Origin of the sequence: Exiguobacterium sp. FSL W8-0210 (assembly GCF_038006045.1) — a bacterium.
Lineage (GTDB): Bacteria > Bacillota > Bacilli > Exiguobacteriales > Exiguobacteriaceae > Exiguobacterium_A.
Window position 1 is genome coordinate 2,477,382 of sequence record NZ_JBBOUK010000001.1, and the last position, 25,195, is coordinate 2,502,576.

General features: G+C 48.6%; 29 protein-coding genes and 1 other annotated feature. Of the genes, 13 read left to right on the forward strand and 16 right to left on the reverse strand.

Going from position 1 to position 25,195, the window contains the following annotated elements; genetic code table 11:
* From MKY22_RS12940 to MKY22_RS12965, 6 genes are all read left to right on the forward strand, one after another.
* Positions 1–291 carry an EscU/YscU/HrcU family type III secretion system export apparatus switch protein gene (locus tag MKY22_RS12940; protein ID WP_029342503.1) on the forward strand — a complete coding sequence of 97 codons (291 nt, stop codon included), beginning with the start codon at positions 1–3 and terminating at the stop codon, positions 289–291.
* The gene (locus MKY22_RS12945) at positions 288–680 is read left to right on the forward strand and encodes a flagellar export chaperone FliS (protein ID WP_341089020.1); all 393 of its coding nucleotides are present in this window, start codon (positions 288–290) and stop codon (positions 678–680) included. Before MKY22_RS12940 ends, MKY22_RS12945 begins: the two co-directional genes overlap by 4 nt.
* On the forward strand, positions 677–1,567 hold the full coding sequence (locus tag MKY22_RS12950) for a flagellin N-terminal helical domain-containing protein (protein ID WP_341089022.1): 891 nt from the start codon (positions 677–679) through the stop codon (positions 1,565–1,567). The genes MKY22_RS12945 and MKY22_RS12950 overlap by 4 nt, the downstream gene beginning before the upstream one ends.
* A gap of 13 nt (positions 1,568–1,580) precedes the next feature.
* Positions 1,581–2,021: a YaaR family protein gene (locus MKY22_RS12955; protein WP_035410049.1), complete on the forward strand. Its 441-nt coding sequence runs from the start codon at positions 1,581–1,583 to the stop codon at positions 2,019–2,021.
* A gap of 24 nt (positions 2,022–2,045) precedes the next feature.
* Entirely contained in the window at positions 2,046–2,708 is a 663-nt protein-coding gene (locus MKY22_RS12960) for a DUF2225 domain-containing protein (protein ID WP_341089026.1), read from the forward strand.
* A gap of 61 nt (positions 2,709–2,769) precedes the next feature.
* Positions 2,770–2,991 (forward strand): diguanylate cyclase domain-containing protein, encoded by a 222-nt coding sequence (locus tag MKY22_RS12965; protein WP_341090142.1) that lies wholly within the window; start codon positions 2,770–2,772, stop codon positions 2,989–2,991.
* Positions 2,992–3,015: 24 nt separating this feature from the next.
* Here MKY22_RS12965 and MKY22_RS12970 read toward each other — a convergent pair whose 3' ends face one another.
* Genes MKY22_RS12970 through MKY22_RS12990 form a run of 5 tightly spaced genes read right to left on the reverse strand, consistent with a single transcriptional unit; the run spans position 3,016 to position 5,899 of the window.
* Positions 3,016–3,192 (reverse strand): hypothetical protein, encoded by a 177-nt coding sequence (locus tag MKY22_RS12970; RefSeq protein ID WP_169738097.1) that lies wholly within the window; start codon positions 3,190–3,192, stop codon positions 3,016–3,018.
* Positions 3,193–3,219: 27 nt separating this feature from the next.
* The gene (locus MKY22_RS12975; RefSeq protein WP_244989004.1) at positions 3,220–3,606 is read right to left on the reverse strand and encodes a hypothetical protein; all 387 of its coding nucleotides are present in this window, start codon (positions 3,604–3,606) and stop codon (positions 3,220–3,222) included.
* Complete coding sequence (gene fliS / locus MKY22_RS12980) at positions 3,570–3,938, reverse strand: flagellar export chaperone FliS (RefSeq protein ID WP_050678720.1); 369 nt, start codon at positions 3,936–3,938, stop codon at positions 3,570–3,572. The genes MKY22_RS12975 and fliS overlap by 37 nt, the downstream gene beginning before the upstream one ends.
* Before the next feature lie 15 nt (positions 3,939–3,953).
* Positions 3,954–5,525 carry a flagellar filament capping protein FliD gene (fliD, locus tag MKY22_RS12985; RefSeq protein ID WP_341089029.1) on the reverse strand — a complete coding sequence of 524 codons (1,572 nt, stop codon included), beginning with the start codon at positions 5,523–5,525 and terminating at the stop codon, positions 3,954–3,956.
* Between the two features lie 17 nt (positions 5,526–5,542).
* Positions 5,543–5,899 (reverse strand): flagellar protein FlaG, encoded by a 357-nt coding sequence (locus MKY22_RS12990; protein ID WP_341089030.1) that lies wholly within the window; start codon positions 5,897–5,899, stop codon positions 5,543–5,545.
* A gap of 127 nt (positions 5,900–6,026) precedes the next feature.
* Between MKY22_RS12990 and MKY22_RS12995 the strand changes: the two genes are divergently transcribed.
* Complete coding sequence (locus tag MKY22_RS12995) at positions 6,027–6,860, forward strand: endonuclease (RefSeq protein WP_341089031.1); 834 nt, start codon at positions 6,027–6,029, stop codon at positions 6,858–6,860.
* Positions 6,861–7,258: 398 nt separating this feature from the next.
* Here the strand turns inward: MKY22_RS12995 and MKY22_RS13000 are convergent, their stop codons facing one another.
* The 6 genes from MKY22_RS13000 to MKY22_RS13025 all read right to left on the reverse strand — a co-directional run bounded on the left by MKY22_RS13000 (position 7,259) and on the right by MKY22_RS13025 (position 14,268).
* Positions 7,259–8,650 carry a flagellin N-terminal helical domain-containing protein gene (locus MKY22_RS13000; protein WP_341089032.1) on the reverse strand — a complete coding sequence of 464 codons (1,392 nt, stop codon included), beginning with the start codon at positions 8,648–8,650 and terminating at the stop codon, positions 7,259–7,261.
* A gap of 216 nt (positions 8,651–8,866) precedes the next feature.
* Positions 8,867–10,150 carry a methyl-accepting chemotaxis protein gene (locus tag MKY22_RS13005; RefSeq protein WP_341089034.1) on the reverse strand — a complete coding sequence of 428 codons (1,284 nt, stop codon included), beginning with the start codon at positions 10,148–10,150 and terminating at the stop codon, positions 8,867–8,869.
* A gap of 161 nt (positions 10,151–10,311) precedes the next feature.
* Complete coding sequence (locus MKY22_RS13010) at positions 10,312–11,820, reverse strand: peptide ABC transporter substrate-binding protein (RefSeq protein WP_341089035.1); 1,509 nt, start codon at positions 11,818–11,820, stop codon at positions 10,312–10,314.
* Between the two features lie 95 nt (positions 11,821–11,915).
* Positions 11,916–12,153 (reverse strand) — a binding site (T-box leader).
* Positions 12,154–12,215: 62 nt separating this feature from the next.
* Positions 12,216–12,608 carry a hypothetical protein gene (locus MKY22_RS13015; RefSeq protein ID WP_341089037.1) on the reverse strand — a complete coding sequence of 131 codons (393 nt, stop codon included), beginning with the start codon at positions 12,606–12,608 and terminating at the stop codon, positions 12,216–12,218.
* A gap of 283 nt (positions 12,609–12,891) precedes the next feature.
* Positions 12,892–13,722: a GNAT family N-acetyltransferase gene (locus MKY22_RS13020; protein WP_050678726.1), complete on the reverse strand. Its 831-nt coding sequence runs from the start codon at positions 13,720–13,722 to the stop codon at positions 12,892–12,894.
* Positions 13,723–13,785: 63 nt separating this feature from the next.
* Positions 13,786–14,268, reverse strand: coding sequence for a hypothetical protein (locus MKY22_RS13025; RefSeq protein ID WP_214727721.1), 483 nt, complete (start codon positions 14,266–14,268; stop codon positions 13,786–13,788).
* Positions 14,269–14,404: 136 nt separating this feature from the next.
* Between MKY22_RS13025 and MKY22_RS13030 the strand changes: the two genes are divergently transcribed.
* A complete protein-coding gene (locus tag MKY22_RS13030) occupies positions 14,405–14,908 on the forward strand; it encodes a hypothetical protein (protein WP_023469278.1) in 504 nt (167 codons plus the stop codon).
* A 258-nt stretch (positions 14,909–15,166) separates the two neighbouring features.
* On the opposite strand, the gene MKY22_RS13035 is transcribed toward MKY22_RS13030, so the two are convergent.
* Together MKY22_RS13035 and MKY22_RS13040 are read right to left on the reverse strand one after the other, a co-directional pair.
* Positions 15,167–16,432, reverse strand: coding sequence for a HAMP domain-containing sensor histidine kinase (locus MKY22_RS13035; RefSeq protein WP_214727719.1), 1,266 nt, complete (start codon positions 16,430–16,432; stop codon positions 15,167–15,169).
* Positions 16,429–17,085, reverse strand: coding sequence for a response regulator transcription factor (locus MKY22_RS13040; protein WP_341089048.1), 657 nt, complete (start codon positions 17,083–17,085; stop codon positions 16,429–16,431). The genes MKY22_RS13035 and MKY22_RS13040 overlap by 4 nt, the downstream gene beginning before the upstream one ends.
* 130 nt (positions 17,086–17,215) lie before the next feature.
* Between MKY22_RS13040 and MKY22_RS13045 the strand changes: the two genes are divergently transcribed.
* The 5 genes from MKY22_RS13045 (at position 17,216) to MKY22_RS13065 (ending at position 23,458) form a co-directional block, all read left to right on the forward strand.
* Positions 17,216–18,364: a hypothetical protein gene (locus tag MKY22_RS13045; RefSeq protein WP_341089050.1), complete on the forward strand. Its 1,149-nt coding sequence runs from the start codon at positions 17,216–17,218 to the stop codon at positions 18,362–18,364.
* Between the two features lie 197 nt (positions 18,365–18,561).
* Positions 18,562–21,387 carry a sensor domain-containing protein gene (locus MKY22_RS13050; RefSeq protein WP_341089052.1) on the forward strand — a complete coding sequence of 942 codons (2,826 nt, stop codon included), beginning with the start codon at positions 18,562–18,564 and terminating at the stop codon, positions 21,385–21,387.
* 86 nt (positions 21,388–21,473) lie between these two features.
* Entirely contained in the window at positions 21,474–22,355 is an 882-nt protein-coding gene (locus tag MKY22_RS13055) for a YitT family protein (protein WP_341089054.1), read from the forward strand.
* Positions 22,356–22,378: 23 nt separating this feature from the next.
* Entirely contained in the window at positions 22,379–23,275 is an 897-nt protein-coding gene (locus tag MKY22_RS13060; protein ID WP_341089056.1) for an alpha/beta hydrolase, read from the forward strand.
* A gap of 15 nt (positions 23,276–23,290) precedes the next feature.
* On the forward strand, positions 23,291–23,458 hold the full coding sequence (locus MKY22_RS13065; protein WP_341089058.1) for a hypothetical protein: 168 nt from the start codon (positions 23,291–23,293) through the stop codon (positions 23,456–23,458).
* Between the two features lie 49 nt (positions 23,459–23,507).
* Here MKY22_RS13065 and MKY22_RS13070 read toward each other — a convergent pair whose 3' ends face one another.
* The 3 genes from MKY22_RS13070 to fliW all read right to left on the reverse strand — a co-directional run bounded on the left by MKY22_RS13070 (position 23,508) and on the right by fliW (position 25,191).
* Positions 23,508–24,332: a squalene/phytoene synthase family protein gene (locus MKY22_RS13070; RefSeq protein ID WP_035410098.1), complete on the reverse strand. Its 825-nt coding sequence runs from the start codon at positions 24,330–24,332 to the stop codon at positions 23,508–23,510.
* Positions 24,333–24,526: 194 nt separating this feature from the next.
* Positions 24,527–24,751, reverse strand: coding sequence for a carbon storage regulator CsrA (gene csrA, locus MKY22_RS13075; protein WP_035410102.1), 225 nt, complete (start codon positions 24,749–24,751; stop codon positions 24,527–24,529).
* Positions 24,751–25,191 (reverse strand): flagellar assembly protein FliW, encoded by a 441-nt coding sequence (fliW, locus tag MKY22_RS13080; RefSeq protein WP_341089061.1) that lies wholly within the window; start codon positions 25,189–25,191, stop codon positions 24,751–24,753. Before fliW ends, csrA begins: the two co-directional genes overlap by 1 nt.
* Positions 25,192–25,195 lie beyond the last annotated feature (4 nt).

Consider the following 25,195-nt stretch of genomic DNA (forward strand, 5'->3'; position numbering starts at 1 on the left):
ATGTATCAGAAAATCGATTTAACCGGACGCAAGACCGCTGCCGTCCTCCGCTATGATGAAGCATCCGGTCAAGCACCGGTCGTCGTCGCTCGTGCCAGCGGTCAAGCCGCTGATCGAATCTTACAAGAAGCACGAGCAAACGGTGTCGCGATCGAACACGATACGTCTCTGCTCGGTCATTTACTTGATCTCGATCTCGGGACAGCGATTCCCCCGCAACTGTACGACGTGATGGCAGAATTGCTCTTACTGATCGAAGAACTCGACAACGCGAAAGGACGACAAACATGACAGAACAAGAACTTTACGCGATGACCCCACAACAGCTGACGGAAGTCATGTTGACGGGACTCGTCCTGCAATACGATCGCGCCATTCTCGCGCGAGACGCGAACCGCTTTGACGAAGTCAACGAACGCTTACAAAAAGCCTATCAGTTACTCGACAAACTGCAGGCAGGACTGCATGACGACGGTGGCATCATCACCGCACAGCTCGATGCGCTCTACCACTACCTCGCCGAGCAGACGTTGCAGGTCTACAAAACACCAAAGGTCTTAGACGAACTGCTCGAACTGGCAGAAGACTTACGCGTCACTTGGCAAGCGGCACAGACCGTCGATCGGCCACTCGTGCTCGCCGCACATCATCAACGATACGAAGGGATGGAATACGAATGAGAATCACGAATAACGTCCAAGCGTTAAAGGCTTATCGCAATCTCAGCATTAATCAGACGAACGTCAAGACGACGATGGATAAACTGTCGAGCGGTCAAAAAATCAATCGAGGTGCGGATGATGCCGCCGGTCTCGCGATCTCGGAGAAGATGCGTAATCGCTTGAAGGCACTTGATAAAGCAGAACAGAACGTCCTTGACGGTGTCTCGATGATTCAAACGGCTGAAGGTGGTTTGAGTGAGACGCATAACCTGTTGCAACGGATGCGCGAACTCGCCGTCCAAGCTGGGAACGGAACACTCGCGACGGAAGACCGGACAGCGATTCAAGAAGAAATCAACCAGCTGACGAACGAGGTCTCACGGATCGCGAAGACGACCCAGTTCAACGGCAAAGAATTGTTGAGCGGCAAGTTCAACGATGCCGACAGTGCGCTGTTCATCCAAACGAATGCTGGGGCAAACGAAGGGATTTCGATCACGATTAACGACATGCAAGCTCTTGCGATTGGTGTCAGTTCAACGACACAAACCGATTCCTTGATTCGTCCGCTTGATTTTCCGAGCGGTGACGCACCCGAATATGCTCTTAGCGTCATGACGGCAACGGACGCAAATGATGCGATCAGCCATTATACAAAAGCAATTGATACGATCTCTCAGCAACGGGCACAACTCGGGGCGATCCAGAACCGGTTCGAAGCGACGTCTTCCGTCCTCAGCGTCAGCGTCGAGAACTTGACGGCGTCGGAATCACGGATTCGCGACACCGATATGGCACGTGAGATGATGGAATATGCGAAATATAATATCCTCAACCAATCGGGGATGGCGATGATCGCTCAAGCGAACGCCTTGCCGCAAGGCGTCTTACAACTACTCAATTAAGGAGGCAGACCCGATGGATATCCGCCGCATCCAAGAAACGCAACGACTCCAGTCCTTAAAGGGCAGTCCGCGTGAAGTCGAGGCGTCGACGACCTTCTCTGCCTTGATGCAAGAGAAACGCGACCATAAAGGCTATGAGCGCTTGCAACAAAAGCTCGCGCTCGTCGAAGAACACGGGCAACTGCTCGCTGAAAGTCAGACGATCGAGCACCTCGAAAGCTATAAAGAAAAGATCAAGGACTTCCTAAAAGATGCCCTCGACCAATCACAACAACTCGAAGAGAAGCGCGGCTTCAACCGCCGTGGTCGGACGAAGATCTATAAAGTCGTCGAGCAAGTCGATGCGAAGCTCCTTCAGTTGACGAATACGGTCATCTCTGGCGAATCGCGCCGGCTTGATATCCTCGATCAAGTTGGCGAGATCAAGGGAATGCTCGTCAACGTCTTCGTGTAATCTAGATTAGAGGAGTTCCCCCACATGCCAGACTTATATCTTAAAAAATGCACCTGCCCCTACTGCTTGAAGACGACGGAGACGAAACGTGTCCTGTCGCGACATATCCGTGTCGCCTCGACTGACTTTGATGGCTTCATCCGCCATCAAGGCGTCAACGTCTACCTCTATGAACCGGTTCAGTGCAGCCATTGTCGGTTCTTCTTCCACGAGTCGTTCGGAAAGTTGTCGTCGGACGTTCGGGCGACCTTGCAAAATCACATCCTGTCGACGCTTCCCGTATTGCCGTTCGCTAGCACGGAGCGGACGATCGAGCAGGCAATTCAGCTTTATAAGCTTTGTCTCTACACGGCTCAAGTGACGGAGCAGAAGCCAGCGATCCAAGCAATGCTCGGCGTTCGTCTGTCCTGGTTGCATCGCTTAACTGGTCAACAGAACGAAGAACAACTCTGGGCGAGTCGAGCGATTGAAAAATATGTACTCTTATACGACAACTACACGTCCGTCAAGGAGAGTGGGATTCCGGAAGACGTCCTTCTATTGCGGATCGCAGACCTATATGCTGTGACGAAAGAGAAAGATACGGCTCGCCTCTGGTACAGTCGTTTGTCCCAAAGTAAGACAGCGACCGATAAAATCAAAAAAGACGCACGGACCCACTGGGAATGGGTGCAAGAGCAGGACTGATCCTTGTTCGTCATCAGACGGAACAAGGATTTTTTTCACTGCTCGCAGTCGCGCGGAGACGATTACCTACGCCGAGAACGTCCTCCTTCGCTTAAACGATCCGTTTTTCTTTGACTCGACCGCGATGCAGGTCACACCGTCGCTTGGCATCGCTCGTTACCCGGAGGATGGTCGAACGACGAGTCTATTATTGATTCGCGCCGATGAAGCGATGTATACCGTTAAACAGGAAGAGAGAACGCCTACCGCTTTAAATGAACGGCAAAATGCCCCGTCCAAATAAGTGGACAGGGCATTTTTCATGAGCTTACGACTCACGACGATATTTTTCTTCTTCATAGGCATCCGGTGCATCGGAGACAGGGCGTTCGAACTCTTCCCATGATTCCGATTCGACGTCCGGTTCAATGAACTGATCGTACGAGCCGTCCGATTGGAAATACGGCTGTGGTACAGGACGCTTCTTGTCTTCCCGCTTGGTCACGAAAGATCCCTCCCTCACACAAGAAAGTTACTGACGAGAATCAAAATACGGTGAAAAACTATGATCGACTTCTTCGTACGGATCAACGTACGATTTACGACTCGTTTGCGTCTGACGCAACTGACTGATTTGTACCCCTAATTTAGCCGTTTCTGCTGATAATTTCAAGTCGATTTTCCGACTATCAGCGACGAGTTCCTGGATGACGGCTTGATTGGCACCAGCTAGCAAATTCGAGTGTGCCGCGATGAACGCTTCCCGTTCGTTCAGCAGACCTTGAATCTTCTCAATCCATTCGTCATACGTCTCTTCATTCGGCGTTTGATTAAGCAGTTCAATCAATCGTTTCGTTTTCAGGCGAAGCGGATCGAGCGGACTCATCGTTGCCGTGCGAGTTTCATCGCTTCTTTCCATGTCTCGCGGAATTCTTCCGCGAAACCGATCACTTCTTCAATTGCAACCAAATCATTTTTTACGTTGGCATCAATCAGCCGTGTTTGCATGTAGTCATACAGACTGTTCAAATCCTTTGATAAGGCGATCGATTGATTCAACGTCAATTGCAATTCGGTAATGATCGCTTGTGCTTTTTGAATGTTCGTATTTTTTTGTTCAATCATCTTCTGTTCGATCGCTCGTTTCGCAAGCATCGAGAATTTGATCAAACCTTCGTATAGCATCAGTGTTAAATCTTGAGGTAACGCTGTCGTTACCGAGTTCGTTTGATACGTCGCATAAGGGTTCATCGCGTTTCCTCCTTTTTATTGTCCTTGTCCGAGATAGCCGGCGAGAGTCGAAGACTGACTATTTGCTTGGTTCATCGCTTGTTCCATCGCCGCGAATCGGCGATAGTAACTGTCTTCTTTTCGTTTCAACTTGTCTTCCCATGACAGCATGCTCTTATCGAGATCAGCGAGTGATTTCCCGAGTCGATACGTCGTCGCAACCGCTCCATCCCGTCCGGCAACACCGGAAATCTTATCACGGAGTGTCGTCGCAAATCCTTGAATCTGACGGACAAAACCATCAAGTCCATTCGGATTTGGAATCGTGTTCCCTTGCGCATCCTTCGCCGGTTCAGGGGCATCAGCTGTAAACAGTTTATAGACACCTTCCGGTTGTTCTTCGAGCATCTTCTTCAATTTCGTTTCATCGATTTTCAGCTTCCCACCATCCCGGAAGTCACTCGTTGAAGTGATCCCGATTTGCGACATGTACTGGAGTTGAATCGTATCTGTTCCTGACGTGTACGAATAACCGGTATCGATTTTCGACGAGATCGCACTCCGGAACTGATTCAGCCCGTCCTGTAAGTAGCTATCGTTCTTCAGCACACCACTCATTGCTTTTTCTTCCCACTTCTTGACTTCATCCTCGCTCAGTTCCTTACGTTGAGCATCCGTCAATGGTTGGTAGTCACGATATTTTTCTTCACGAACCTTTTTGTTCATTTTATCGATGACTTCATTGTATTTATCGACGAAGTTCTTGATCGAATCAAAGTTTTTCTGTGTATCGAGCGTCGTATTAATCGTCATCGCTGTCGTTGAGACGTTGTTCAACGTGATCGTCAAACCGTTCTGCGTAAACGTATTCGTCGTCTGTTCGAGTTGTTGTCCACCAATCGTATACTTGGCGTTCTGTCCTTCCCGACCGAATGTTAAGTCCTGCGAACTGACCTTTGCGGTGTTATTCGAAGCATCAACGATGGAAATGTCTGCTCCTGCGGGATTTAAATTCCCGGTACTTGTTTTCGTTAAGACGAGTTTTCCTGTTAAATCGTTGAAGACCGCGTTCATACCAAGACTAGTTTTACCGTTGATCGCCGCTGTCAAATCTGAGATTTTTTGTGTTGCATCCAGCTGCAAAGTTTCCGTCACTGCAACACCTGTTGCATCGAATGTATTGATTTGGACGTTAATTTTGCCATTCGCATCCTTCGTGAACAATCCACTCTCTTCAAGTGTGGCGTCACTCTTTTTCCCACTTGCTGCGACCATGGTTACCGAAGCGGTACTCGCGAGCTGATCGATACTATCAATCGTCACACTGCCAGCTGACGCCCCCGGACTTGCTGTTACCGTCAACGCCGTTGGATTGGAACTGGTGACAGTTTTTGATTGATAGTTCTTCGATAACAACATATCGCTTGCCGCTGTCCGGAAGTCAAGTAACGCCCGGTTCATCTCCCGGTAAGCATCGCGTTGCCATGTCAGCGTCTGTTTCTTTTGTGATAAACGATCGACCGGTGCCCGTTCCGCCTGCATCAATTGTTTAATCATCGTTTCTGTATCAATTCCACTTGCTAAACCGCTCAGTCGAATACCTGCCATCCAATCAGTCCTTTCTGTTAAATCCGTTTATCGATTAATTGATTAAATTCCATGAATGCCGCAAAGAAATCGAGTTCTTTTTTACTCGGAATTTCCTGGACGACGTTATTATTCGTATCAACAACTTGAATGTAATATTCGTTTAATTTTTCATGCTTGACGAATTTAAGTCCTGTCCGTTGCAGTTCTAGCTTGATATTCGCTTGTTCCATCGCTGTCTCAAGTTTCGTAATGTGTTGCGGTGTCGGTAGGACAACGACTCCTTCTTCTGCTAGCGCTTCCTGATTCGCTTCCACAAACACATTCCGTGTCGCTTCGTACGGTAGGACGTTCGAAGGTAGATGAAGGCGAATTTCCGTATTGATGGAATTCATAGTCGGTCACTCCTTTTTCTTCTCTATGTAGTATATCGGCTAAATCAGCTATTTTATAAGTATTAATTTAAGGAACTTGATTTTCGGGTATAAGGAACATATGTTTCTATAAAAAGGAGGAACATTAATGCTATTGCTAAACAAGCTATCAGCTTCACAACAAGCTATTTTATTAGCTAGTATTCTCGGAGATGGAGAAATAACAAAGTGTTATCCAGGTTCTAGGCGAAAGAACAACAGCTATCGTGAACACTTTGGAGAGTCACAGCGTTTTTATCGGGAATGGAAGAGACAGCAACTTCCTGGTTTGTTATATATTCGTCAAAACAACTTAGTGTCACGCTCACTTCCTTTATTTACGGAACTTTATCCTTACTTTTATCCATTTGATCAAAAAGATGTTCCTATCGCCTTACTTCCCTCGTGTAATCACCCACTTTTCTTATTGACTCTCTATCTTGACGACGGTTCACTTATTGTCTCAAAGCGCTTTACATCCAAACAACAACTGATCGTTTCTCCTACAATCGCACTTTATCTTCAGTCCTTCTCGAAACAGTCACTAACACTTTTTTGTGAATGGTTAAATCATAATTTCCGACTCCATTTTAGAGTAGCGAAAACGTCGAATGGTTCCGGATATTTCTTGCGAACAACCCTTTTTGAAGATACGATGCAGTTTCTTGATTATTTGACACCCTATATAAATGAGTTACCTGACTTTTCGTATAAACTCAATTGGGATATTCGAATGAAGCAAATACAACAGAATTACCCACATGTCCATGTCTTAAGTACAAAGCCGAATCGGTACTTCAGTGCATCAGAAATGGAACAATTGATGAATGATGTATCTAATCAAGTTCCTGTATCAGAAATCGCAAAACGCTTAAATCGGTCGACGTGGTCAATTTACGCCAAACTTAATGCCATCAAAAAAGGTCACGGAACGAGTCCGTGACCTGAACAATCGATATGTGCCAATTACGATTAACGGAGTAATTGGAGAACGCCTTGCGGCTGTTGGTTCGCTTGCTACGCGCATTAGCTTTCGCTAATGATAAGACTATATCTTCATCCTAGATTTACTAGGAGCTGGGCACTTCCCCCGCCGTTTACGGAGTACGGATTTCATAACCATCGGACAAGTCCATTAGGTCGTCTATCCTAGTCGTTGAACCTTCACCAAGGTTTCCCTACAGGTGCTTGGCTGCTGATTGTCCAATCCTTAATGTTTTTCAGAACGATCACGCTCACCGTTTCCAGCCACGTTGTCGTACATCAAGGCTCTCAGGAGTTCCAGCAATTCACCCAGTCATGATCTAATCCGTTACCAGATTAGACGCCCGGTAGTATCAATCATCGGAGGAGTTGAAGAACGCCCTGCGGTGTTTGATTCGATTGAGCCAACATTGCTTGTGCAGCTTGTGCAAGAATCGAGTTCTTTGTTTGGTTCATCATTTCTTTTGCCATATCAACGTCACGAACGCGAGATTCAGCCGCTGTTAGGTTTTCAGAAGATGTTTTGAGGTTGTTGATTGTATGCTCTAGACGGTTTTGGAATCCACCTAGTTTTGAACGTTCTGCTGAAACGTTTTTAATAGCATTATCAATAACTTCGATTGCTTTCGTTGCTTTATCGTGAGTAGATACATCTAGTGCCGCCTCACTTAACGAATCTGTAGTACCGTTCGAAACACTATTAGCTGTTGTAAAGCTAGCACCGACTGTTGCATTTGTGCTGTTCTCCACATCGCTAACACCGTTTGCAACTGCACCAGCAGTACCTGATAATCCTAATGAAGCTGCTCGCATATCATTAACTGAAATAACAAATGCTTGTCCATTATTAGCTCCAATTTGCAAACGCGCTGCTCCACCAGTTCCGCTAGAACCTTCAACAACATCACTAATTGTGGCTGCGCGACCCGACTTAAATTCGATGCTATCTTTACCAGAAGTTCCCGCGAAAGCACCTGTAGAGTTAGCAGTTATTTTTAATTTATTTGCATCGTTAGTGAAAGTAAAGTCTTTAGTTGACAAAGTAGGATCTGATCCTCGCATGTCGTTAAAAGCCTTAACTAAGTCATTTGTAAGTTGCGTAGCTGTTGGTGCAATCCCTGCTCCAGTACCATTACCAGTTTTAACGGTAATTGTTTTTGCTCCCGCATTAAAAGTAGTTGAGTTTGCAGTGTAGTTTGCGTCAGCCTCAAAGTTAATTGTATAGTCAGAACCACCAATTGTTAATGTAGTAGATCCAGTGTTGTTAGCTGAAATTCCAAAATCAAATGTAGCTGAAGCATTTGCTGCACCTACTCCACTATTTCCTTTAACATCTCCGTTTAATAATTTTTTTGTATTAAACTCTGTAGTGTTACCAATGCGGTTGATTTCAGAAGTCAACTGATTGATTTCTTTTTGAATTTCAGAACGGTCAGTAGTTGTATTTGTATCGTTTGCTGACTGTGTTCCTAATTCGCGCATCCGTTGAAGAATGTCATGTGTCTCGTTCAACGCACCCTCAGCTGTTTGAATCAATGAGATACCGTCTTGTGAATTTCGTGAAGCTTGATCCAGTCCACGAACTTGAGCACGCATTTTTTCAGAGATCGCAAGACCAGCTGCATCGTCTCCTGCTTTGTTGATACGAAGACCTGAAGCCAGTTTCTCCATTGACTTACTTTGTGCTGCAGTAGCTGCAGACAATTTGTTGTGCGTGTTGAGTGCTGTTACGTTGTGATTGATAATCATTGTAATTTCCCTCCATAGGATAAGTTTTTTGTCTCTTCGAAGATCCGTCTTCTCCGAGATGTGCCCCCTGGCCGGCCCAAGGGTGACACGGTAGAATTAGTCGATGACTGCTTCCACCCTATATATCGTCGTCCACTCGAAATGTTTAACAACTTTCTTCAAAAAAATGCAAAAAAAAATCGTATATCCATGTCGGACGTACGATTTCCTCATAGTTTAAAGACGCGTCGCACCCGTCTCTTCCTGTAATTGTTCTGCTACGGCTACAAGCTCTTCCATTGCTCCATTGACTTCACCAAGCGATGCCGCTTGATGACTAGACGCTTGTAAAACTTGCTCAGCGTGCTTCGATGCTTCCTCGACCATTGCGAGGATATTCGCTGTCGTTAAACCGACCTGATCAATCTCTTGATCTGATTTAACGACGAGCTGGTCAACCGATTTCACGCGTGAATAAACATTCTCTGTCGAATGGTGAATCTCTTCGAATGACGAACCTGCCTGCTCAACGAGTCCGACACCTGTCGCGACTTCACTCTGAACATCGGTCATCGCATTCGCTGTATCGTTGACGAGACGCTTGACGCCAGAAATCAAATCGGTGATTTCTTTCGCGGATGTCGCCGTCTGTTCCGCGAGTTTTTTAACTTCTGCTGCGACGACCGCAAAGCCACGACCTGCCTCTCCTGCGCGTGCCGCTTCAATCGATGCATTCAAACTAAGCAAGTTCGTCTGTGCTGAAATATCACTGATGACATCGGTGATCCGCGAGATTTCGCCTGTCATATCCGTCAGACGACCATTGAGTGTCGCCGACTGTTCCATCTTCTTCGAAATCATATGCATTGCTTCAACAGAATCGGTTGCGAGTGTCTTCCCGTTCTGGGCTTCCGTCTGCATGACCGTCGCCGATTTCAACGCTTCATTCATTTCTTTCGCGACTTCATCCATCGTCCGTTTGACGGCACCGAGGGCATCCATCGATAGGTACGCTTGATCGACGTTCTCGTTCATCTTCGCTGATAGCTCTGCCATCGCTGAACGGATACTTTCACCCGACGCATTGCCTTCTTGGACTGCTGCTGCGATTTCTTGCGCGGACGCTGTCAGCTTATCGCTTGAGCTTCCCATCTGTGTCGCCTGTTTGCGGATATGTAAGACCATGACTTCGAGTTCGTGCATCAATTGGTCGACTTCATCCCCGCGCTTCGCTTCCTCAAAATCGACGTTGAAGTTGCCGTTTGCGACTTCGCGTGCCGTTTCTGTTGCTTTTTCGATCGCTTTGATCGGTTGACGTAGAATCAACTGCGTCAACGACGTTCCAATCAACGATAACAATAAGCCAATCCCTGCTCCAATCCAGATTGCGTTCGTATCCGTGACATCAAGTCCACGATGGAGATAGAGCACGAGCTGAGCTGAGATACCACTCGTGATGACTGAGATGGCTAAGACCCAAAAGAATAACCGTACCTTCAAGTTGCTTCGTAATTTACGCATAACCGAAACTCCCTTTCCTGTATCTTCTTTCACCGTCCTCTCTATCGGTTTCTTTTGTAACCGTTTTAAGTCAGTTGACCCGATTTTCAAAAACGATTCCCAGCGATATGACAAAATACATCAAAAAGAGTGATAGACCAAATCGTCCATCACTCTCTTTCTTATTTCCGCTCGATCTCTACATACTTATATGAGATATCCGTTCCGACATTATGACGGGCGAGGTTCTTGACTTCCGTGTTTTGCAGGAAAGCATTCTTCCGTTGGTAGACCGGTGAGATCGCTTGATCGTCGAGCAACAGGCTTTCTGCTTTACTGAGTAAGGCAAGGCGTTTGTCTTGATCGAGTTCACTTTCAGCCTGTTTCAAGAGACGGTCATACTTTTTGTTCGAGTAGTCCATCATGTTGAACGGGTTACCCGTCGTGAACAAGTTCAGGTATGTCGTTGCATCCTGATAGTCCGGAGCCCAGCTCGCGAGTGACAGGTCGTAGTCCCCTCGTCCTTCACGGGCGAGACGTTCTTTCTTCGGAAGTGATAACAGTTTCACGTCGACGTTTTGTTTCTTCAATGCGCCTTGGATATACTCCCCGATTTTTTTCGAGACGTCGTCATCTTCGATCAACATCGTCAGCTCAAGGTTTTGCTTGGCCAACACTTTGTTTGCCGCTGTTGCATCGTACGACGATTCGATTTGACGCGCACTATCGTACTTCGGATCAAGTTCTTTCGGTACGATGTAATCCGCAGGGAGTGATCCGTTTCCGAGCAACGTTTCCGTCATCGCTTTTTTATCATATGCTGCATCAATCGCTTGGCGTGTTTCTTTATCTTTCAAGGCATCTGTTTTTTCGTTCATCCGTATGAAGAACATCCGCGAATCGCTGAACGTGTTGTAGTCTTTTTGATCCTTGTACGTCACGACGTTCTCCGAGTTGAGTGGTGCGACATCGAGTTCACCGGACTCGAATAGGTTGATCGCAAGCATCGGATCCTTGATGATTTTGACGTCGACTTCGTCGATCTTGACGTTTTTTCGGTCTGCGTACTCAGCGTTTTTCGCGAGTGTATAGCCTTGTTCGGCTTGATATTTCTTGAATGTGAACGGTCCGTTGTAAACGTTCGTCTTTGGATCCGTTCCGAACTGGTCGCCTTCAGCTTTGACGATATCTTCCCGGACTGGCATATACGTGCCGAACGTCGTCATGCTGAGGAAGTATGGCGTCGGACGTTTCAATTCGATCCGGAGCGTCTCATCGTCGACCGCTGTCGTTTTTTCGACTGGCTCGAGCAAATAAGCGAATGGTGAGTTCGTTTTGATGACGCGCTCGAATGCATAACGGAAGTTCTCTGCTGTGACGGGCTTTCCGTCAGACCATTTCGCATTCGGATCAAGCTTGAACGTATAGACTTTTCCGTCTTCTGAGACGCTATGTGATTTCGCTGCCGCCGGAACGAGTTCGTTGTTCGCGTCGAAGCGATAGAGTCCTTCGTAGATTTGATTGAAGATGTTTGACGTGATGGCATCTGCTGGGTCAACCGACAGAAGGTCGTAACTCTCCATCGTATGCAAGACCTTCTTATCTGCTTTTTTATCCTCTGCTGGTTCTGTCGTTGCACATCCTACGAGTAAAACTGCCGTGCTCGCCGCTGCGATCAATGTCTTTTTCATGTGTAGTGCCTCCTGAGAAATGTGATGAGCGTTGGATGATTCGGCATTTGACGTACAACAAAAGGCGCCCTCTACGCATAGCTAACAGCTAATGCATAGAGGACGCCTTTATCCGCGCGGTGCCACCTCTGATTGAGACGAAAAATCGTCTCCACTTGTCGCTGGTCCAACAACCAGCTAGCCCGGTAACGGGGGCAACCGTCCTGTCTACTCGAAGGTTCAACAGGCTCTCAGCGGTCCATTCTCGTTCAGCTTACCGTGTCAGACTCTCACCATTCCTGACTCGCTTGGTCGGCAGTGTTGACGTTACTTACTCCGCGTCGTCGATGTAATTGATATGGCTTAACTTGTTGTTTACTTTACACGGCTTGTTTTTCGCTGTCAACGAAAAAAACTCAGAACGGATGGTCTTCTTGTTTTTCTTGTTCCCGACGGACCGGTCGTGGTTGAATCGGTTCGACGTGCTTGACATGTGTTCGTGTAACGATTCGATTGCTGAATGCTGCGTCAAGTAAGATTGTGATCGCTGCTGCCATGTGCAAGAACATCCCGACGACGGGAATGACACCGACTGTTGATGCGACAATCCCGACGATGTTCCCTTTTGAGACATTCCCGGCACGTGCCGTCAATACAACGACAACGATGTGAAACGCGAGCATTAACCACAGGGCATTGTAACCTGAGAAAATGACGATTGAACCACCTAAAAGCGGAATCCCGAGCACCGCTTCCATTCCACCTGATACCCACTTCAACGTCCGCAATGAATCCTGTCGACTCTCCATGACGTCGCCTCCTCTTTTTTTCCATATGTCTAGTATACGACGGATTGCAGAAAAGGTTCCAACGTTTTTGTTTAGTTTGTAAAATAACAAATAAAAAACGATCGGCGAATGTACTCAAGTCTTGCTCCCTTTCCTCAGGCGAGACACAAGCCGCGACTCTTTCGCTTCAAGCGAAGAGCCGGATCTTGTTTGTCTCTGACAGCGCAACTGCGCTTTTTCCTGTAGGAGTGGAGCACCTTGAGCATCCAGCATGCACTGGAATATCCGTCAATCGCTCATTATTTTAAACCGCCAACACGTGGAACTGATAGCCACGATGGACGACGAATCCTGCCTCTTTATAAAGATCAAGTGCCCGGTCGTTATCCGTCTCGACGTCGAGCTCAAGTTGTGTCCGACCTGTCCGGAACAATGCTTGAACCATCAGCTTCAGCATCTTCTTCCCGTAACCATTACCTTGGGCTTCCGGACGAACCGCGAACGCATGGATGCTCGCTTGTGTATCGGAAGCGAGATAGGCACGGATGACACCGACCGGTTTGCCGCTTGCGACACCGATGAACGTAATCCGGTCATCGGATTCGATCGCTTGATAGATCGACTCTGCTTCTTCGTCCGTGTTCCCGAACGATTTGCCGAGCGTCTCAACGATGAACGGACGGTCGTCTGCTGTCGCTTCGCGTAATTCAAAATCCGGATCGGCTTTCAAGAATAACTGCGCCTTTTTCAAGATCATGTTGTACTCGGTCATCCGGTACTCAGCACCTAACCCTTCGAGGACAGCTTGACCGGACTCACTCGCATCGTCAATAACGAACGTGAATGCTTCAACGCCTGCTTCCGTTGCCCGCGCCCGTGCTGCTTCAACGAGTGCCGTGAAAACACCTTGTTTCCGGTAATCCGGATCAACGAAGACGTTCAATTCCCACTCCGTCGGTAAGTACGCGAAGGCTTGTAAATATCCAATTAATTGCTCGCCATCATAGATTGCGAAATCGTTCTCGCCGACCCAATCGGCTGCGACTTTTAATTCAATGCCATCGTGATCGTTGACACATTTTTCGAGTTGTAATACATCTGTTGTTTGTTTGACGTCTGTGACGTTCCATTCCATATTCATTCACCTCATTTTCAACTATACCGAACGAACAAAAGAAGCACTAGCAAAAGCTAGTGCTCATTGCAGTTTGAATGTCTTCATCATCTGCGGGACGTCCTTGACGATCAAGTTCTCGATCGCTTTTTTGCCGACAGCACCTTTGACGGCTTCCGTCGGTAAGACGTAGTAATACGTTTTACTACCTTTCGTCCCGAGATATGTACCATATCCGATTTCACGGTCGAACTGTTTTTTCGAGAGCTTCTTCGGCTCGTAGTTCAAGTTAACGAGCAGCTGATCCGCTCCCTTAACTTTATAGTACAACGCGAACGTGCCGCTCCGCGTGACGACACCGTATTTCGATTTAACCGTCTTGTTCTTAACGAGCTCGACTTTATCTTGTTGGATCGCCTTTTTTAACACGTCCGTCGTCTTGACGGTATAGCCGAACGTCTTATTTTCGACGACCCCTTTACTATACGTCACGTTGCTTGCAGCAAAACCCGTCACCGGAGTCAGACATGCTCCGAGTAAGACTCCTGTCATTGCGATTCGTTTCATGCTGACTCCCCCTAAAATGATTGATAGTAATGGATTCCCTTTTGTGAAATAGGTAAACTCTATTCTCGAAAAAGATTTGACGGAATTGTCTAAATTTCTTACGATAGGGATAACGAAACGAAATGGGGTTAAAGCGATGACTGAACAAGAACAATTAACGCAAGAACAGCTCGATAACTTGCTCAAGAATGCGTTTGCAATGCAGGTTCCGATCCTCGAGAAGTTCATGAAGGATACACACGATCGTTACGCACTCGCAACGACGTCATTCAAGCGTGACATGGAAGCGATGAAAGAGACGGAATGGCATCAGTTCTTCGCAAGTAAACTATTACCGCACTTCTTCCTCGAGCACCTTGGATTTGGTGCCTCGTTCCGCTTCAACGGACACGATAAGGAAGTCGATCTTCCAGAAAACGTCGTGCCGGTCCGTAATGATGCTGATGAGCAAATCGACAAGGTCGTCCTCGGGGTTAAAAAGGCGATGCAAGATGAGCACATCAAGAATCACGATCTCGTCGCGAACTTCTATAAGGAAACACTCGAACTCGCTTGCCAGATGGGCAGCCGTGTCGGGATGAGCGATGAGTTCTATACTCTCGTCAAACCAAGTCTCGTTCATGCGAACGAAGGCGAATGATCTTTAACTTCTACCAACATTAATAGGAGAACAGTTTCTGTGTGATACGGAAACTGTTCTCCTTTTTCGTGTCCCTATTTCAGAACGAAGTAGCTCATCCGCGACTCCTACAGGAAAAGAAAGTGCCAATAGCACTTTCGTCAGGGACTAGTAAGACCCGGCAGATGGTACGGAGTGCAAGATGCCGCGGCTTACTCCCGCCTGTGGAAAGCAAGGATGACGGAATCGTTCGTCAGAATCCCCTACCATTCTATCCCATCAAAATCGAACGTAGAACACCGCTCCCCCACCACTTCGGTCGCGAACACCATAGTCGAATTGATGACTATCGAGAATCATCCGACTGATCGCAAGACCGAGTCCATGCCCGGCACTGCCTTCTTGTTTGACGTAGACGTCCCAGATCGTCGCCCGGTCTTCTGTTCGGACACCCATTCCTTCATCCTCGACCGTCAATTCGTCATGCGTTAAACGAACGGTGACCGTTCCACCGACGGGTGAGGCAAAGCGGGCGTTCATCAAGAAATTGATCAGGACACGTTCGAACATCCGTGGATCAAGGGATTGCCTCACCGGTTGCAGCTCCATCGCCAGCGTCAGTCCTGCCTGTATGAACGTTCCACGCAGACGTTCAACTGTCCCAAGCACGAGTTCATCGAGTGCCACATCCGTCTTTTCAAGCGGCATCCGTCCACCGGCAAGCTTCGAATAAAGTAACGTCTCGTCAATCAGATGACCGAGTCGATCCGTCTCCTCGATGATGCTCGTCGTCACGTCGGGCAGTTCGGCGACGGGAATGACACCTGCCGCGAGCGCCTCGGTCTCGTTTCGAATGATTGCGAGCGGCGTCCGCAAGTCATGGGTGATACCGGCGATGAACGTCTTTTGCAGATGATCCTTTTGTTTGAGTTGTGTCTGCATCTCATCGACGGCGTCAATCAACTCCCCGACTTCATCCTTCGGTCGGGCTGGCAGGACGACGTCCGTTTCGCCAGCACCAATCTTTTGGGCAACGGAACGAAGCGTGACGATCGGTCGTGTCAAGTGTCGTCCCATATAGTAAGCAAGTAATGATGCGAGTAACAGCGTCACGAGTAACGCAAGTCCGATCGCGAGATAAACACCACTCAGCGCACTACTCGCCAGTGGTGCTTGTCGGACCGTCGTGATGCGCGTTCCATCAACGGTCAGCTGATATGTCAGCAACCGTTCGTCTTGCACTTCGATGACGTCTTTTTTCTTCAGCCCATCTAAAAGTGGTAACCGTCCCGCTGGTCCACGCGCACCGATCCGTTGCGTTAATCCATCCGTCGTCAAAAAACCTTGAATGTCACGTGGAATCGGCGTGTCAGCTTCAAGCGCTTGTTTGATGATGTTCGCTTCCCGCGCGAGTTGATCGTACCGTTCGCCTTCCGCGAACCGATTGACGAGGAACGCCGTCAAGACGAAACTGAGGACGCCCATCACGAACAGCGGACCGACGACAGCGTATAAGAACTTACGCATCAAGGGACGTCGTTTCATTCAATCGCCTCCAATCGATAGCCGACCCGGTGCACCGTCTTCAATTGTTGTTTAATGACGGGTAGCTTATCCCGCAATTGTTTGACGTGCGTGTCAACCGTCCGGGTATCGCCACCGAATGCGTAACCCCAAACGTCGTCAAGAATCTGATCCCGGCTCAGTGCCTCATCGAGATGTCCGATGAAGTAGAGCAACAGTTCGAATTCCATCTTTGCGAGACTGACTGCCTGTTCTCCCAACTTGACTTGGCGTCCCTTCTCATCGATCGTCAAGTCACCGAACGCATGGCGTGCGACCGGACGGACTTTTAGTGCCCGTTCAAGCCGGATCGTCAACTCCTTCAGGACGACTGGTTTGACGAGATAGTCATCGGCACCGAGTTCGAGTCCGAAGACACGGTCATCGGCTTCCCCACGCGACGTCATCATGAAGACGACCGGTGGCTGGACTTGTGATTTGATACTTGGCACGAGTGACCAACCGTCACCATCCGGTAAGCGGACGTCGATCAAAACGGCATCAAACGCCCTCGTCAGGCACTGCTTCGCCTCCGCTAATGAACCGGCAATCGTCACCTCATACGCATGATGCCGGAGGAAGCGTGCCGTCACCTGCGCTAATTTTTGTTCATCTTCAATCAATAGTACGTTCATGGTCATCCCTCCACTCTTAGTGTAGCGCCTTTTTGCCTACATTTGCCTTTCTTCGCAGTTTCTTTGCAACTTCCTCACAACTTCTCTTTCGTCACCCTCTACCATAAAAGGTGAAAGGAGTGATCATCCCATGACATTCAAAAAACAATGGATCACTGCATTGACAATTAGCGCATTAACCGTCGGAGGCGCATCAGCATACGCTGCGACGAACGACGACTCGAGCACAACAAAACAAGCGAAACACGGGCACCACTTCGAAGGTATGAAAAAGCACGACATGACGTTACTCTTGAAAAAATTGAACCTGACACAAGCCGAGGCAGATGCTGCCCGTGAGAAAGGACAATCGATCGCTGATCTCGCAAAAGCAAAAGGCATCTCGTTCGCTGATTACAAGAAGGCAGAACTCGCAGCAGCGAAAGAACAACTCGCAAGTCTCGTCAAATCAGGCGACTTAACGCAAACGCAAGCAGACGACATGTTGAAGCGTCAAACGGAACGCTTCAGTGGCGTCAAGAGCTACGATGAACTCAAAGACAAGATGCCGATCGGTCGCCACGGTGGACCTGGTTTCTTCAACGAATCGTTGATTGCTGACGTCCTGAAAGCACTCGGACTGAGTCAGTCGAAATTCGATGCAGCGAATCAATCGCTCGCTGCTTATGCGAAGGCACAATCGATTAAGTTCGCTGACTACAAAAAAGCGTTGCTTGCAGCTCAGACGAGTGAACTCAATCAACTCGTCAAAGACGGGAAGATGACGAAAAAACAAGCAACAGAAATCAAGTCTCGTCTGACAGAGGAATACAAGGACGCGAAGAGCTATGATGATCTTCCGGATCGCGAACACGATAAGCGCGGTGACCATGGACCAGGTGGTGTCTTCGGTGACGCGACATCAGCGATTCTAAAAGCACTTGGACTCGATGAAGCGAAATTCAAAGCAGCGGATCAATCATTGCCTGAATTTGCGGAAGCGAACAAGATTGCTTACGCGGATTTCGAGAAAGCTGTCCTAACAGCGCAAAACGCTGCGATTGATCAACAAGTCAAAGATGGCAAGCTGACAGAAAAACAAGCGAAACAGATCAAGGAACACATCCAGTCACGAGCGGATGCGGTTTCAAGCTACGCTGATTTGAAAAAAGGACCAGAGCGCGATGGTCATGGTCGAGAACACGGACCTGGTCCGGATGGTGACATGCCGGGCGCACCGGATCAAGGACCGGATGCGGATCCGAATGCGAGTGCTACATCCGTCGATTTAGCGATTTAAAGATTAGACCGAGGCTCTTTCATCAGAGCTTCGGCTTTTTTTGTTCACGTTAGGACAATTGTCTTTTAATCATGAATTTCATATACTGGTTCACTTTTTTGAAAAATAAGTCTATTCCTTGAACGAATGTTGCAATTTCCATTTCCTACACCCGATACTAGTAGAGAGAACGTTAGTATCGTAAAGAGGTGACGTGGATGGCTTTTCATGAAGCGATGAATCAGATTCGTCAATCCGACACAGCCCCACTCTATATCGGTGGACTTGAAGTATCCCGTCCGGAAACGGCGGAAGCCTTCTTTCAACAACAAACAGATGCAATTTTTTTATTTGATTCCTCTGGAACAATCATTTATTTCAACGAACAGTTACAGGACATGCTCGGCTATTCCGCTGAGACGCTCTATGAGCACTTTGCTGTCTTCAATCCACCTGATCAAGTCGAAGCGGTGACATCCTTTTTCAATCGTGCGCTACATGGTGAGACCGTTCATTATACGGCACAAGGACTCCATGCCGATCAACACCGGGTTACGTTAAAAATTACGAACATGCCGATCGAACAAGACGGACAAGTCATCGGCGTTTACGGGATCGCCCGCGATATCACACATGAGAAACAACTCGAAGAAGATGTCTCGTCGATTCGCTCTCAACTTGAACTGACGGAACAGATTCCAGAACTCGTCGTTTTCCACTTCGACGTCAACACGCAAACGATCGAGTTTTCTCCCGCTTTGTTTCATTTTTTAGGTCTTTCAGAAGTCGACGCGACGACGCTTGATCAAGAACAGTTATTCAGTCGGATTCATCCACGTGACTTCGATCCGCTCCGGTTCGAGATGGAACGTTTGATTGCGGGTGAAAAAGAACGTTTTGAAATGGAAGTCTCCCTGCTGACGGCTGACGATAACTATCAACTGTTACGCTTGAAGGCCTTTCACCGTCCGCATCATCCGGATCATCTGTCGGTCGTCCTCTATGACTTATCAGAAGTCGACGAGGCGCGGCGTCAACTCGTCACGGAACGGGCACAGGCACGTGAAATCTACGAAGCCGTCAATGCCGCGATCTCACAAATCGACTTGTTCTCGGGACGAATCCTGTTTCATTCGCAAGGATTTCTGCATATCTTCGAAGAATTGCCAGAGAATTTAATCCTTAGTCGCGAGTGGTTGTACGAACGACTAGACGCGCGCGATCATGCTGCAATGAAACAATTCATCGGACGATTGGTGGACGGTCAGGCTGATATGATCCAGTACCGCCTTCACTTCCCGGATGGTCGCGTCAAATGGATTGAGGACCAACAGATCCCCGTCTTCCAACTGGACGGTACGATTGCCTATACGAATAGCATCATGCATGATATCACGCTTCAAAAAGCATACGAGGAACAATTGCGGCAGCTCGCTTTACGTGACGCCGTGACACATCTGCCGAATCGGCAAGCACTCATCGAGACGATTGACGCGTGGCAAGAAAAGAATCAATCGTTCTTCGTCCTCACTGTCTCCTTCAACCGGATCGCTGAGATCAACAACGCCTTCGGACACGGTTCCGGTGATCAGTGGCTACAAGGAACGGCTGCCTTATTACAACAAACAAAGTCAGATGGGACGTTTCTCGGACATCTTGGTGGTGATGAGTATGCCCTGCTCGTACCGACAAGCGATAAACAGGACGTGACGGCATGCGCCGAGGCACTACTCGATCTATCGGAAACACCGATTTCGATTGAACCATACGCCTTGTTCGCTCGTATTTCCGTCGGGGTCAGTCGCTATCCGGAAGACAGTACAGACGCCGTCGAATTGTTAAAGCATTCCTATACCGCCTTACGACGATCGCGTCGTGAAAATCACAGTACGATACACCACTACGCATCGAATCTCGATATCGATTATTACCGGCGCTACCGGCTCGAGCAGGACTTACATTACGCGATCGAACGTAATCAACTGTTTCTCGAATATCAGCCAAAGGTCGACAGCTGGACGGGAAAGATTGTCGGTTTAGAAGCACTGATTCGCTGGAAACATCCGGAATGGGGACGGATTCCACCGAACGACTTCATTCCGCTTGCCGAAGAGAGTGCCTTACATGTCGCGATCGGGGACTGGGTCGTCGAGACAGCGTGTCGTTCGATGCGACATTGGAAGACGACCGGGGCACAGCTTGTTCCGATTTCCGTCAATGTCTCACCAAAACGGTTCTTGATCCCCGGTTTCGAACACCATATCGAGCGAATGCTGTCGACGTATCAGTTAGCGCCCGAATTACTTGAACTCGAAATCACGGAAGCCGCCTTGATCATGGATGACCCGATGACGAGTCGGACGCTCGAATATGTCAGTCGGATTGGTGTTCGGATTGCGCTCGACGACTTCGGGAAAGGCTACTCCTCGATGGTCTATCTGCAACGGTATCCGATCGATGTCATCAAGATCGATCGGCAGTTCGCGACCCACATCACGGATGACGCCAAAGCCCAAGCGATCGTCAAAAGTATCCTCTACATTGCAGGTGAGTTCAATCTGACCGTCGTCGCAGAAGGCATCGAGACACTCCGTCAGCTCGATACGTTCCGGACGCTCAATTGTCCGAGTATCCAAGGCTACTTGTTCAGTCGCCCGGTCCCAGCGGACGTCATGGAATCGTTCCTCCTGCGCGAGATCTTGTATCCAATCGAAGCCTGTTCCTTGTCGAGCGATACCGTTCCCCGCTTCTCCGTCTTCGGGAAAATTCGCATGCTGACACATCATACCCAGTCGTTCGAACTGCCCTTTTCAGACATCGAAGCCCATCAGACGAGCACACGGGCACTCTATTTTTCAACGAAGACACCGTTACCGTTGTCAGATGCAACGTTTGAGATTCGCTTGAGTGAAGGCGTTCAACTCGTCTCCTGCACAGTGACGATCACCGGACAACAAGATCATCAATACATCGGTGAATATACGAATCCGATAGAAGCAGAACAGATCATGCGTTTCTTCCAGTCGTTACGTTATCGCCCTTGACCTCTCCACGAAGACGTTCACACACGTCTTCGTGCTTTTTTGTTATAGTAATCCTAAAGCGTTTTACTATAGAAAGGAGGAATGGCATGCAATCACCACTACCTACGAAACATCATCGTCGCTCTACGAAAGGTCAGCTTTTTCGACGATTGTTGATGCTGACGATCGGTGCCATCATCTTCGCACTTGGACTGAAAGGATTCCTTGTTCCCAATAACATCATCGATGGCGGGATCGTCGGAATCTCGATTATCGGCTCAAAGGTGACGGATACGACGCTCGCTTTGTGGCTGTTCTTCTTGAACACCCCGTTCATCTTTTTCGGCTATAAGCAGATTGGAAAGACGTTTGCCCTGTCGACGTTATATGCGATCTTCGTCATGGCAATCGCAACGAAACTCCTCGAACACATCGGTCCATTGACGAGTGTTGATCTGCTCGCGACCGTTTTCGGTGGCTTAATTCTCGGAATCGGCGTCGGGATCGTCATCCGTTCGAGTGGATCACTCGACGGAACTGAGATTCTTGCTGTCTCTTTCAGCCGCTCGACACCGTTTTCAGTCGGTGAGATCGTCATGTTCTTCAACGTCTTCATTCTCGGTGCTGCTGGATTCGTTTTCGGTTGGGACCGAGCGATGTACTCGTTGATCACCTATTTCGTCGCCTTCAAGACGATTGACGTCGTCATCGACGGACTCGATCAATCGAAGAGTGTCTGGATCATTTCGGAGAATTACGAAGAGATCGGTCTTGCGATCATGGACCGACTTGGTCGAAGCATGACGTACTTAAACGGGGAAGGTGCCTTTACCGGTGACGGCAAAAAAGTCATTTTTTGTGTCATCAGCCGGCTCGAAGAATCTAAACTGAAGGACATCGTTCGTGACTTCGATGAACAAGCCTTTATCGCGATCGGCAACATCCATGATGTCCATGGCGGTCGCTTCAAGAAAAAAGATATCCATTAACCGAACGAAAGGAAGGAACGCGGGTGTGGAAAAAACATCGTAAGAAAATCATCGGCGGCGTAATCGTCATCGTGACGCTCGCTGTCATCGTCGTCATCGGGATCTCCGGTTATGTCGGATCATCGTTGACGCAACCGGAACGCGAAGGCTTGACGACGACACCCAAAAAAGCAGAAGGACTTGACTATGAAGATGTCACCTTCCGTTCTTATAAAGACCGGACACGTTTGTCTGGCTGGTGGATGCCAAGCGAAGATGCGAAGTTGACGATCGTCTTCGCCCACGGCTATGGCAAGAACCGGGAACAAGATGATGTTCCTGTCTTCCCGCTATTTAAGAAGTTTCACGATGCCGGATACAACGTCTTGACGTTCGATTTCCGAGGATCGGGTGAATCGGACGGGAAACGCGTTACGGTTGGTGCCAAGGAACAAGATGATCTACTGACAGCTGTTCGTTACGCGAAGTCACGTTCTTCAAAACCGGTCGTCCTCTATGGTATCTCGATGGGCGCAGCAACATCACTCGTAACGGCACCGAAAGCGGATGTCGTCGCTGTCATCGCCGACAGCCCGTTCAGCGACTTAGAGAATTATCTCGCAACGAACCTGCCCGTCTGGAGCGGGTTACCGAACTTCCCGTTCACACCGATCATCCTTGAGATCACGCCACCGTTGACAGGTCTTAATCCAGAACGAGTCAAACCAGTCGAAGCGGTCCGGCGCATCGAGTACCCGATTCTGTTGATTCACGGGAAGGATGATGATGCGATTCCCGTCACGGAAAGCATGAAAATCCAAAAAGCTGCTCCGCGCTCCGAACTCTACGTGACGGAAAACGGCGGACACGTCCAGTCATACGCGCATGACCGGAAGGCGTATGAAGATAAAGTGTTGACCTATCTGTCTGACTTGCATTGATGGAAGGAGAGACACATGCAACAGCTATCTGTGTTCTTGACCTGGTTCGTCGCGTTGACGGTGATGACGATCGGACTACTCGTCTCCCGTCGCGCTGGCTATCGTTTGTCCTATGGACGGACGAACGCTTTGATTTGGACGGGTTCTGCCTTGATTGGACTCGCATTTTATCTATTACGTTAAAAACAGCCGCCCGCTTCCTTGACGGAAACGGGCGGCTGTTCGTTTGTGCTTATCGTTTTAGTACGGCGGCGCCGACGATCTTCAAGACTTCCGGACGACTCAGTTTTTCTTTCCCTTTTGCAAGGGCATCCAGCGTTCCATGTGCGAGTGCAAGTGGAATGTGACAGAATTCATAAATCGTCGTCTCCTTCGGAATGGACGCAAGGTACGCATCGGCTTCTGCAAGGTTCTCACGCGCATAGGCGAACATCGTATCCGTCGTCCAACCAGGTGGGAAGTAGCCGACACCACGCTCCGCATCTTCCTGTTGGTTACGAAGGATGTTGACGGCTTGCAAACCACGACCGAATCCGATCGCTTGCTGTTTATCGGTGACGATACCAGCCTTCCAGTACCAGATATCGGATAGCATGACACCGACAAGTCCCGCGACATAGTATGTGTACTCATCAAGATCCGCTTCCGTCTCGACCGTCCAGTCACGCTCAGCCCAGACCGCCATGCCCTCTGCCATCTCAGCCGTCGAATCGAGCACTTTCGGACGAATCGCAGCCGGACAATAGGCGATCCACTCCGGTAGACGAAGGGTCACTTCTGGTAGGTGTGCCGTATACGGCGCAATCAACTCAAGATAGGCGGTAGCGGAAAATGTGCCCCGCATCAACAATGCCGTCTCCCGAAGCAACATCGTCTTGACGTCCGTCGCCAAGTCCTCATGATCTTCAATCTCATCGATGGCGCGCATGCATAAATAAGCAGCACCGACCGCTTCCTGTAAGTCTTGCGATAGTCGACTAATCGGGATATAGAAGGTGCGACTCGTCGCTTTCAATACTCGGTTCGCGTCTTTTTTCAGCTGCTTCGTCTCATTCATTCCTGACAACTCCCTCTTTGGCTCAAAAGGTTTCTTTTCTCTCCATTACTATACACGATTCAACGCGTTTCAGCATTTGTTTCATGATAAGAAAGACTCCCTTTGCGCTAGATTCAGGCAAAGGGAGTCTTTTCATCCTCGTTTGAAGCGTATCGTTCACAAGAAAAATACGTTCCGATGACATTCAAATGGAATCATTTTTCCTGTTGTTTCAAGAGTTGTCCGATCAACCCTGTGCTACGGGAGGCTTCCGTGTTCTCTTCTTGGATCGACAAGTAGACTTCCTTCCGGTGGATGTCGACCTGTCGCGGTGCCTTGATACCGAGCTTGATTTGATCGCCTTCAATCGCAAGAATTGTCAGTTCAATGTCGTCACCAATTTGAATCGCTTCTCCCGTCTTTCGTTTGAGTACGAGCATCAGCGACCACCTACTTCCGTCAGGCTGCCGATCAGATGACGATTCGTATAGGTATCGTCTAAGATGATTTGTTTCGCAAGTCGTTGTTTCGTCTCCATGACGAAGGGTGCCCGTAAGTTCGTCGTCGACGTCGTGAACGGATCCCGTAATGTGACCGTCGTGTAGACAGCGACTTGCGCCGTATCCTCGATTCCGAGTTGCTCTTTTGCTGCCTCCGGTAACTCGAAGACATATTCCGGATCAATCCAGAACGGGTTCGTCACGACGAAGGCACACTCCGGCTGATCAATCGATTGAAACGACCAGAACGGAACGCCTTCTCCGAACGGGAGTAAGATGAAGCGTTTTGCTTCCGGAAAACCTGGTAATTCAGACGCGAAGGTGATGATTTCCGTCTCGTCAATCTTAATGGTTCCAAAAAAATCCGTTTCGATCTGCATGTCG

Coding starts and splice junctions, on each gene's coding strand:
- MKY22_RS13025 (WP_214727721.1), bottom strand. CDS start 14,268: ATGAAACGAATCGCAATGACAGGAGTCTTACTCGGAGCATGTCTGACT.
- MKY22_RS13015 (WP_341089037.1), bottom strand. CDS start 12,608: ATGGAGAGTCGACAGGATTCATTGCGGACGTTGAAGTGGGTATCAGGT.
- MKY22_RS12990 (WP_341089030.1), bottom strand. CDS start 5,899: ATGAATTCCATCAATACGGAAATTCGCCTTCATCTACCTTCGAACGTC.
- MKY22_RS13005 (WP_341089034.1), bottom strand. CDS start 10,150: ATGCGTAAATTACGAAGCAACTTGAAGGTACGGTTATTCTTTTGGGTC.
- MKY22_RS12975 (WP_244989004.1), bottom strand. CDS start 3,606: ATGGAAAGAAGCGATGAAACTCGCACGGCAACGATGAGTCCGCTCGAT.
- csrA (WP_035410102.1), bottom strand. CDS start 24,751: ATGCTCGTACTCAAACGAAAGACGGGAGAAGCGATTCAAATTGGTGAC.
- MKY22_RS12955 (WP_035410049.1), top strand. CDS start 1,581: ATGGATATCCGCCGCATCCAAGAAACGCAACGACTCCAGTCCTTAAAG.
- MKY22_RS13030 (WP_023469278.1), top strand. CDS start 14,405: ATGACTGAACAAGAACAATTAACGCAAGAACAGCTCGATAACTTGCTC.
- MKY22_RS13040 (WP_341089048.1), bottom strand. CDS start 17,085: ATGAACGTACTATTGATTGAAGATGAACAAAAATTAGCGCAGGTGACG.
- MKY22_RS13045 (WP_341089050.1), top strand. CDS start 17,216: ATGACATTCAAAAAACAATGGATCACTGCATTGACAATTAGCGCATTA.
- MKY22_RS12995 (WP_341089031.1), top strand. CDS start 6,027: ATGCTATTGCTAAACAAGCTATCAGCTTCACAACAAGCTATTTTATTA.
- fliD (WP_341089029.1), bottom strand. CDS start 5,525: ATGGCAGGTATTCGACTGAGCGGTTTAGCAAGTGGAATTGATACAGAA.
- MKY22_RS12945 (WP_341089020.1), top strand. CDS start 288: ATGACAGAACAAGAACTTTACGCGATGACCCCACAACAGCTGACGGAA.
- fliS (WP_050678720.1), bottom strand. CDS start 3,938: ATGAACCCTTATGCGACGTATCAAACGAACTCGGTAACGACAGCGTTA.
- MKY22_RS13050 (WP_341089052.1), top strand. CDS start 18,562: ATGGCTTTTCATGAAGCGATGAATCAGATTCGTCAATCCGACACAGCC.
- MKY22_RS13065 (WP_341089058.1), top strand. CDS start 23,291: ATGCAACAGCTATCTGTGTTCTTGACCTGGTTCGTCGCGTTGACGGTG.
- MKY22_RS13010 (WP_341089035.1), bottom strand. CDS start 11,820: ATGAAAAAGACATTGATCGCAGCGGCGAGCACGGCAGTTTTACTCGTA.
- fliW (WP_341089061.1), bottom strand. CDS start 25,191: ATGCAGATCGAAACGGATTTTTTTGGAACCATTAAGATTGACGAGACG.
- MKY22_RS13000 (WP_341089032.1), bottom strand. CDS start 8,650: ATGATTATCAATCACAACGTAACAGCACTCAACACGCACAACAAATTG.
- MKY22_RS12960 (WP_341089026.1), top strand. CDS start 2,046: ATGCCAGACTTATATCTTAAAAAATGCACCTGCCCCTACTGCTTGAAG.
- MKY22_RS12940 (WP_029342503.1), top strand. CDS start 1: ATGTATCAGAAAATCGATTTAACCGGACGCAAGACCGCTGCCGTCCTC.
- MKY22_RS13035 (WP_214727719.1), bottom strand. CDS start 16,432: ATGAAACGACGTCCCTTGATGCGTAAGTTCTTATACGCTGTCGTCGGT.
- MKY22_RS12950 (WP_341089022.1), top strand. CDS start 677: ATGAGAATCACGAATAACGTCCAAGCGTTAAAGGCTTATCGCAATCTC.
- MKY22_RS13020 (WP_050678726.1), bottom strand. CDS start 13,722: ATGGAATGGAACGTCACAGACGTCAAACAAACAACAGATGTATTACAA.
- MKY22_RS13070 (WP_035410098.1), bottom strand. CDS start 24,332: ATGAATGAGACGAAGCAGCTGAAAAAAGACGCGAACCGAGTATTGAAA.
- MKY22_RS13055 (WP_341089054.1), top strand. CDS start 21,474: ATGCAATCACCACTACCTACGAAACATCATCGTCGCTCTACGAAAGGT.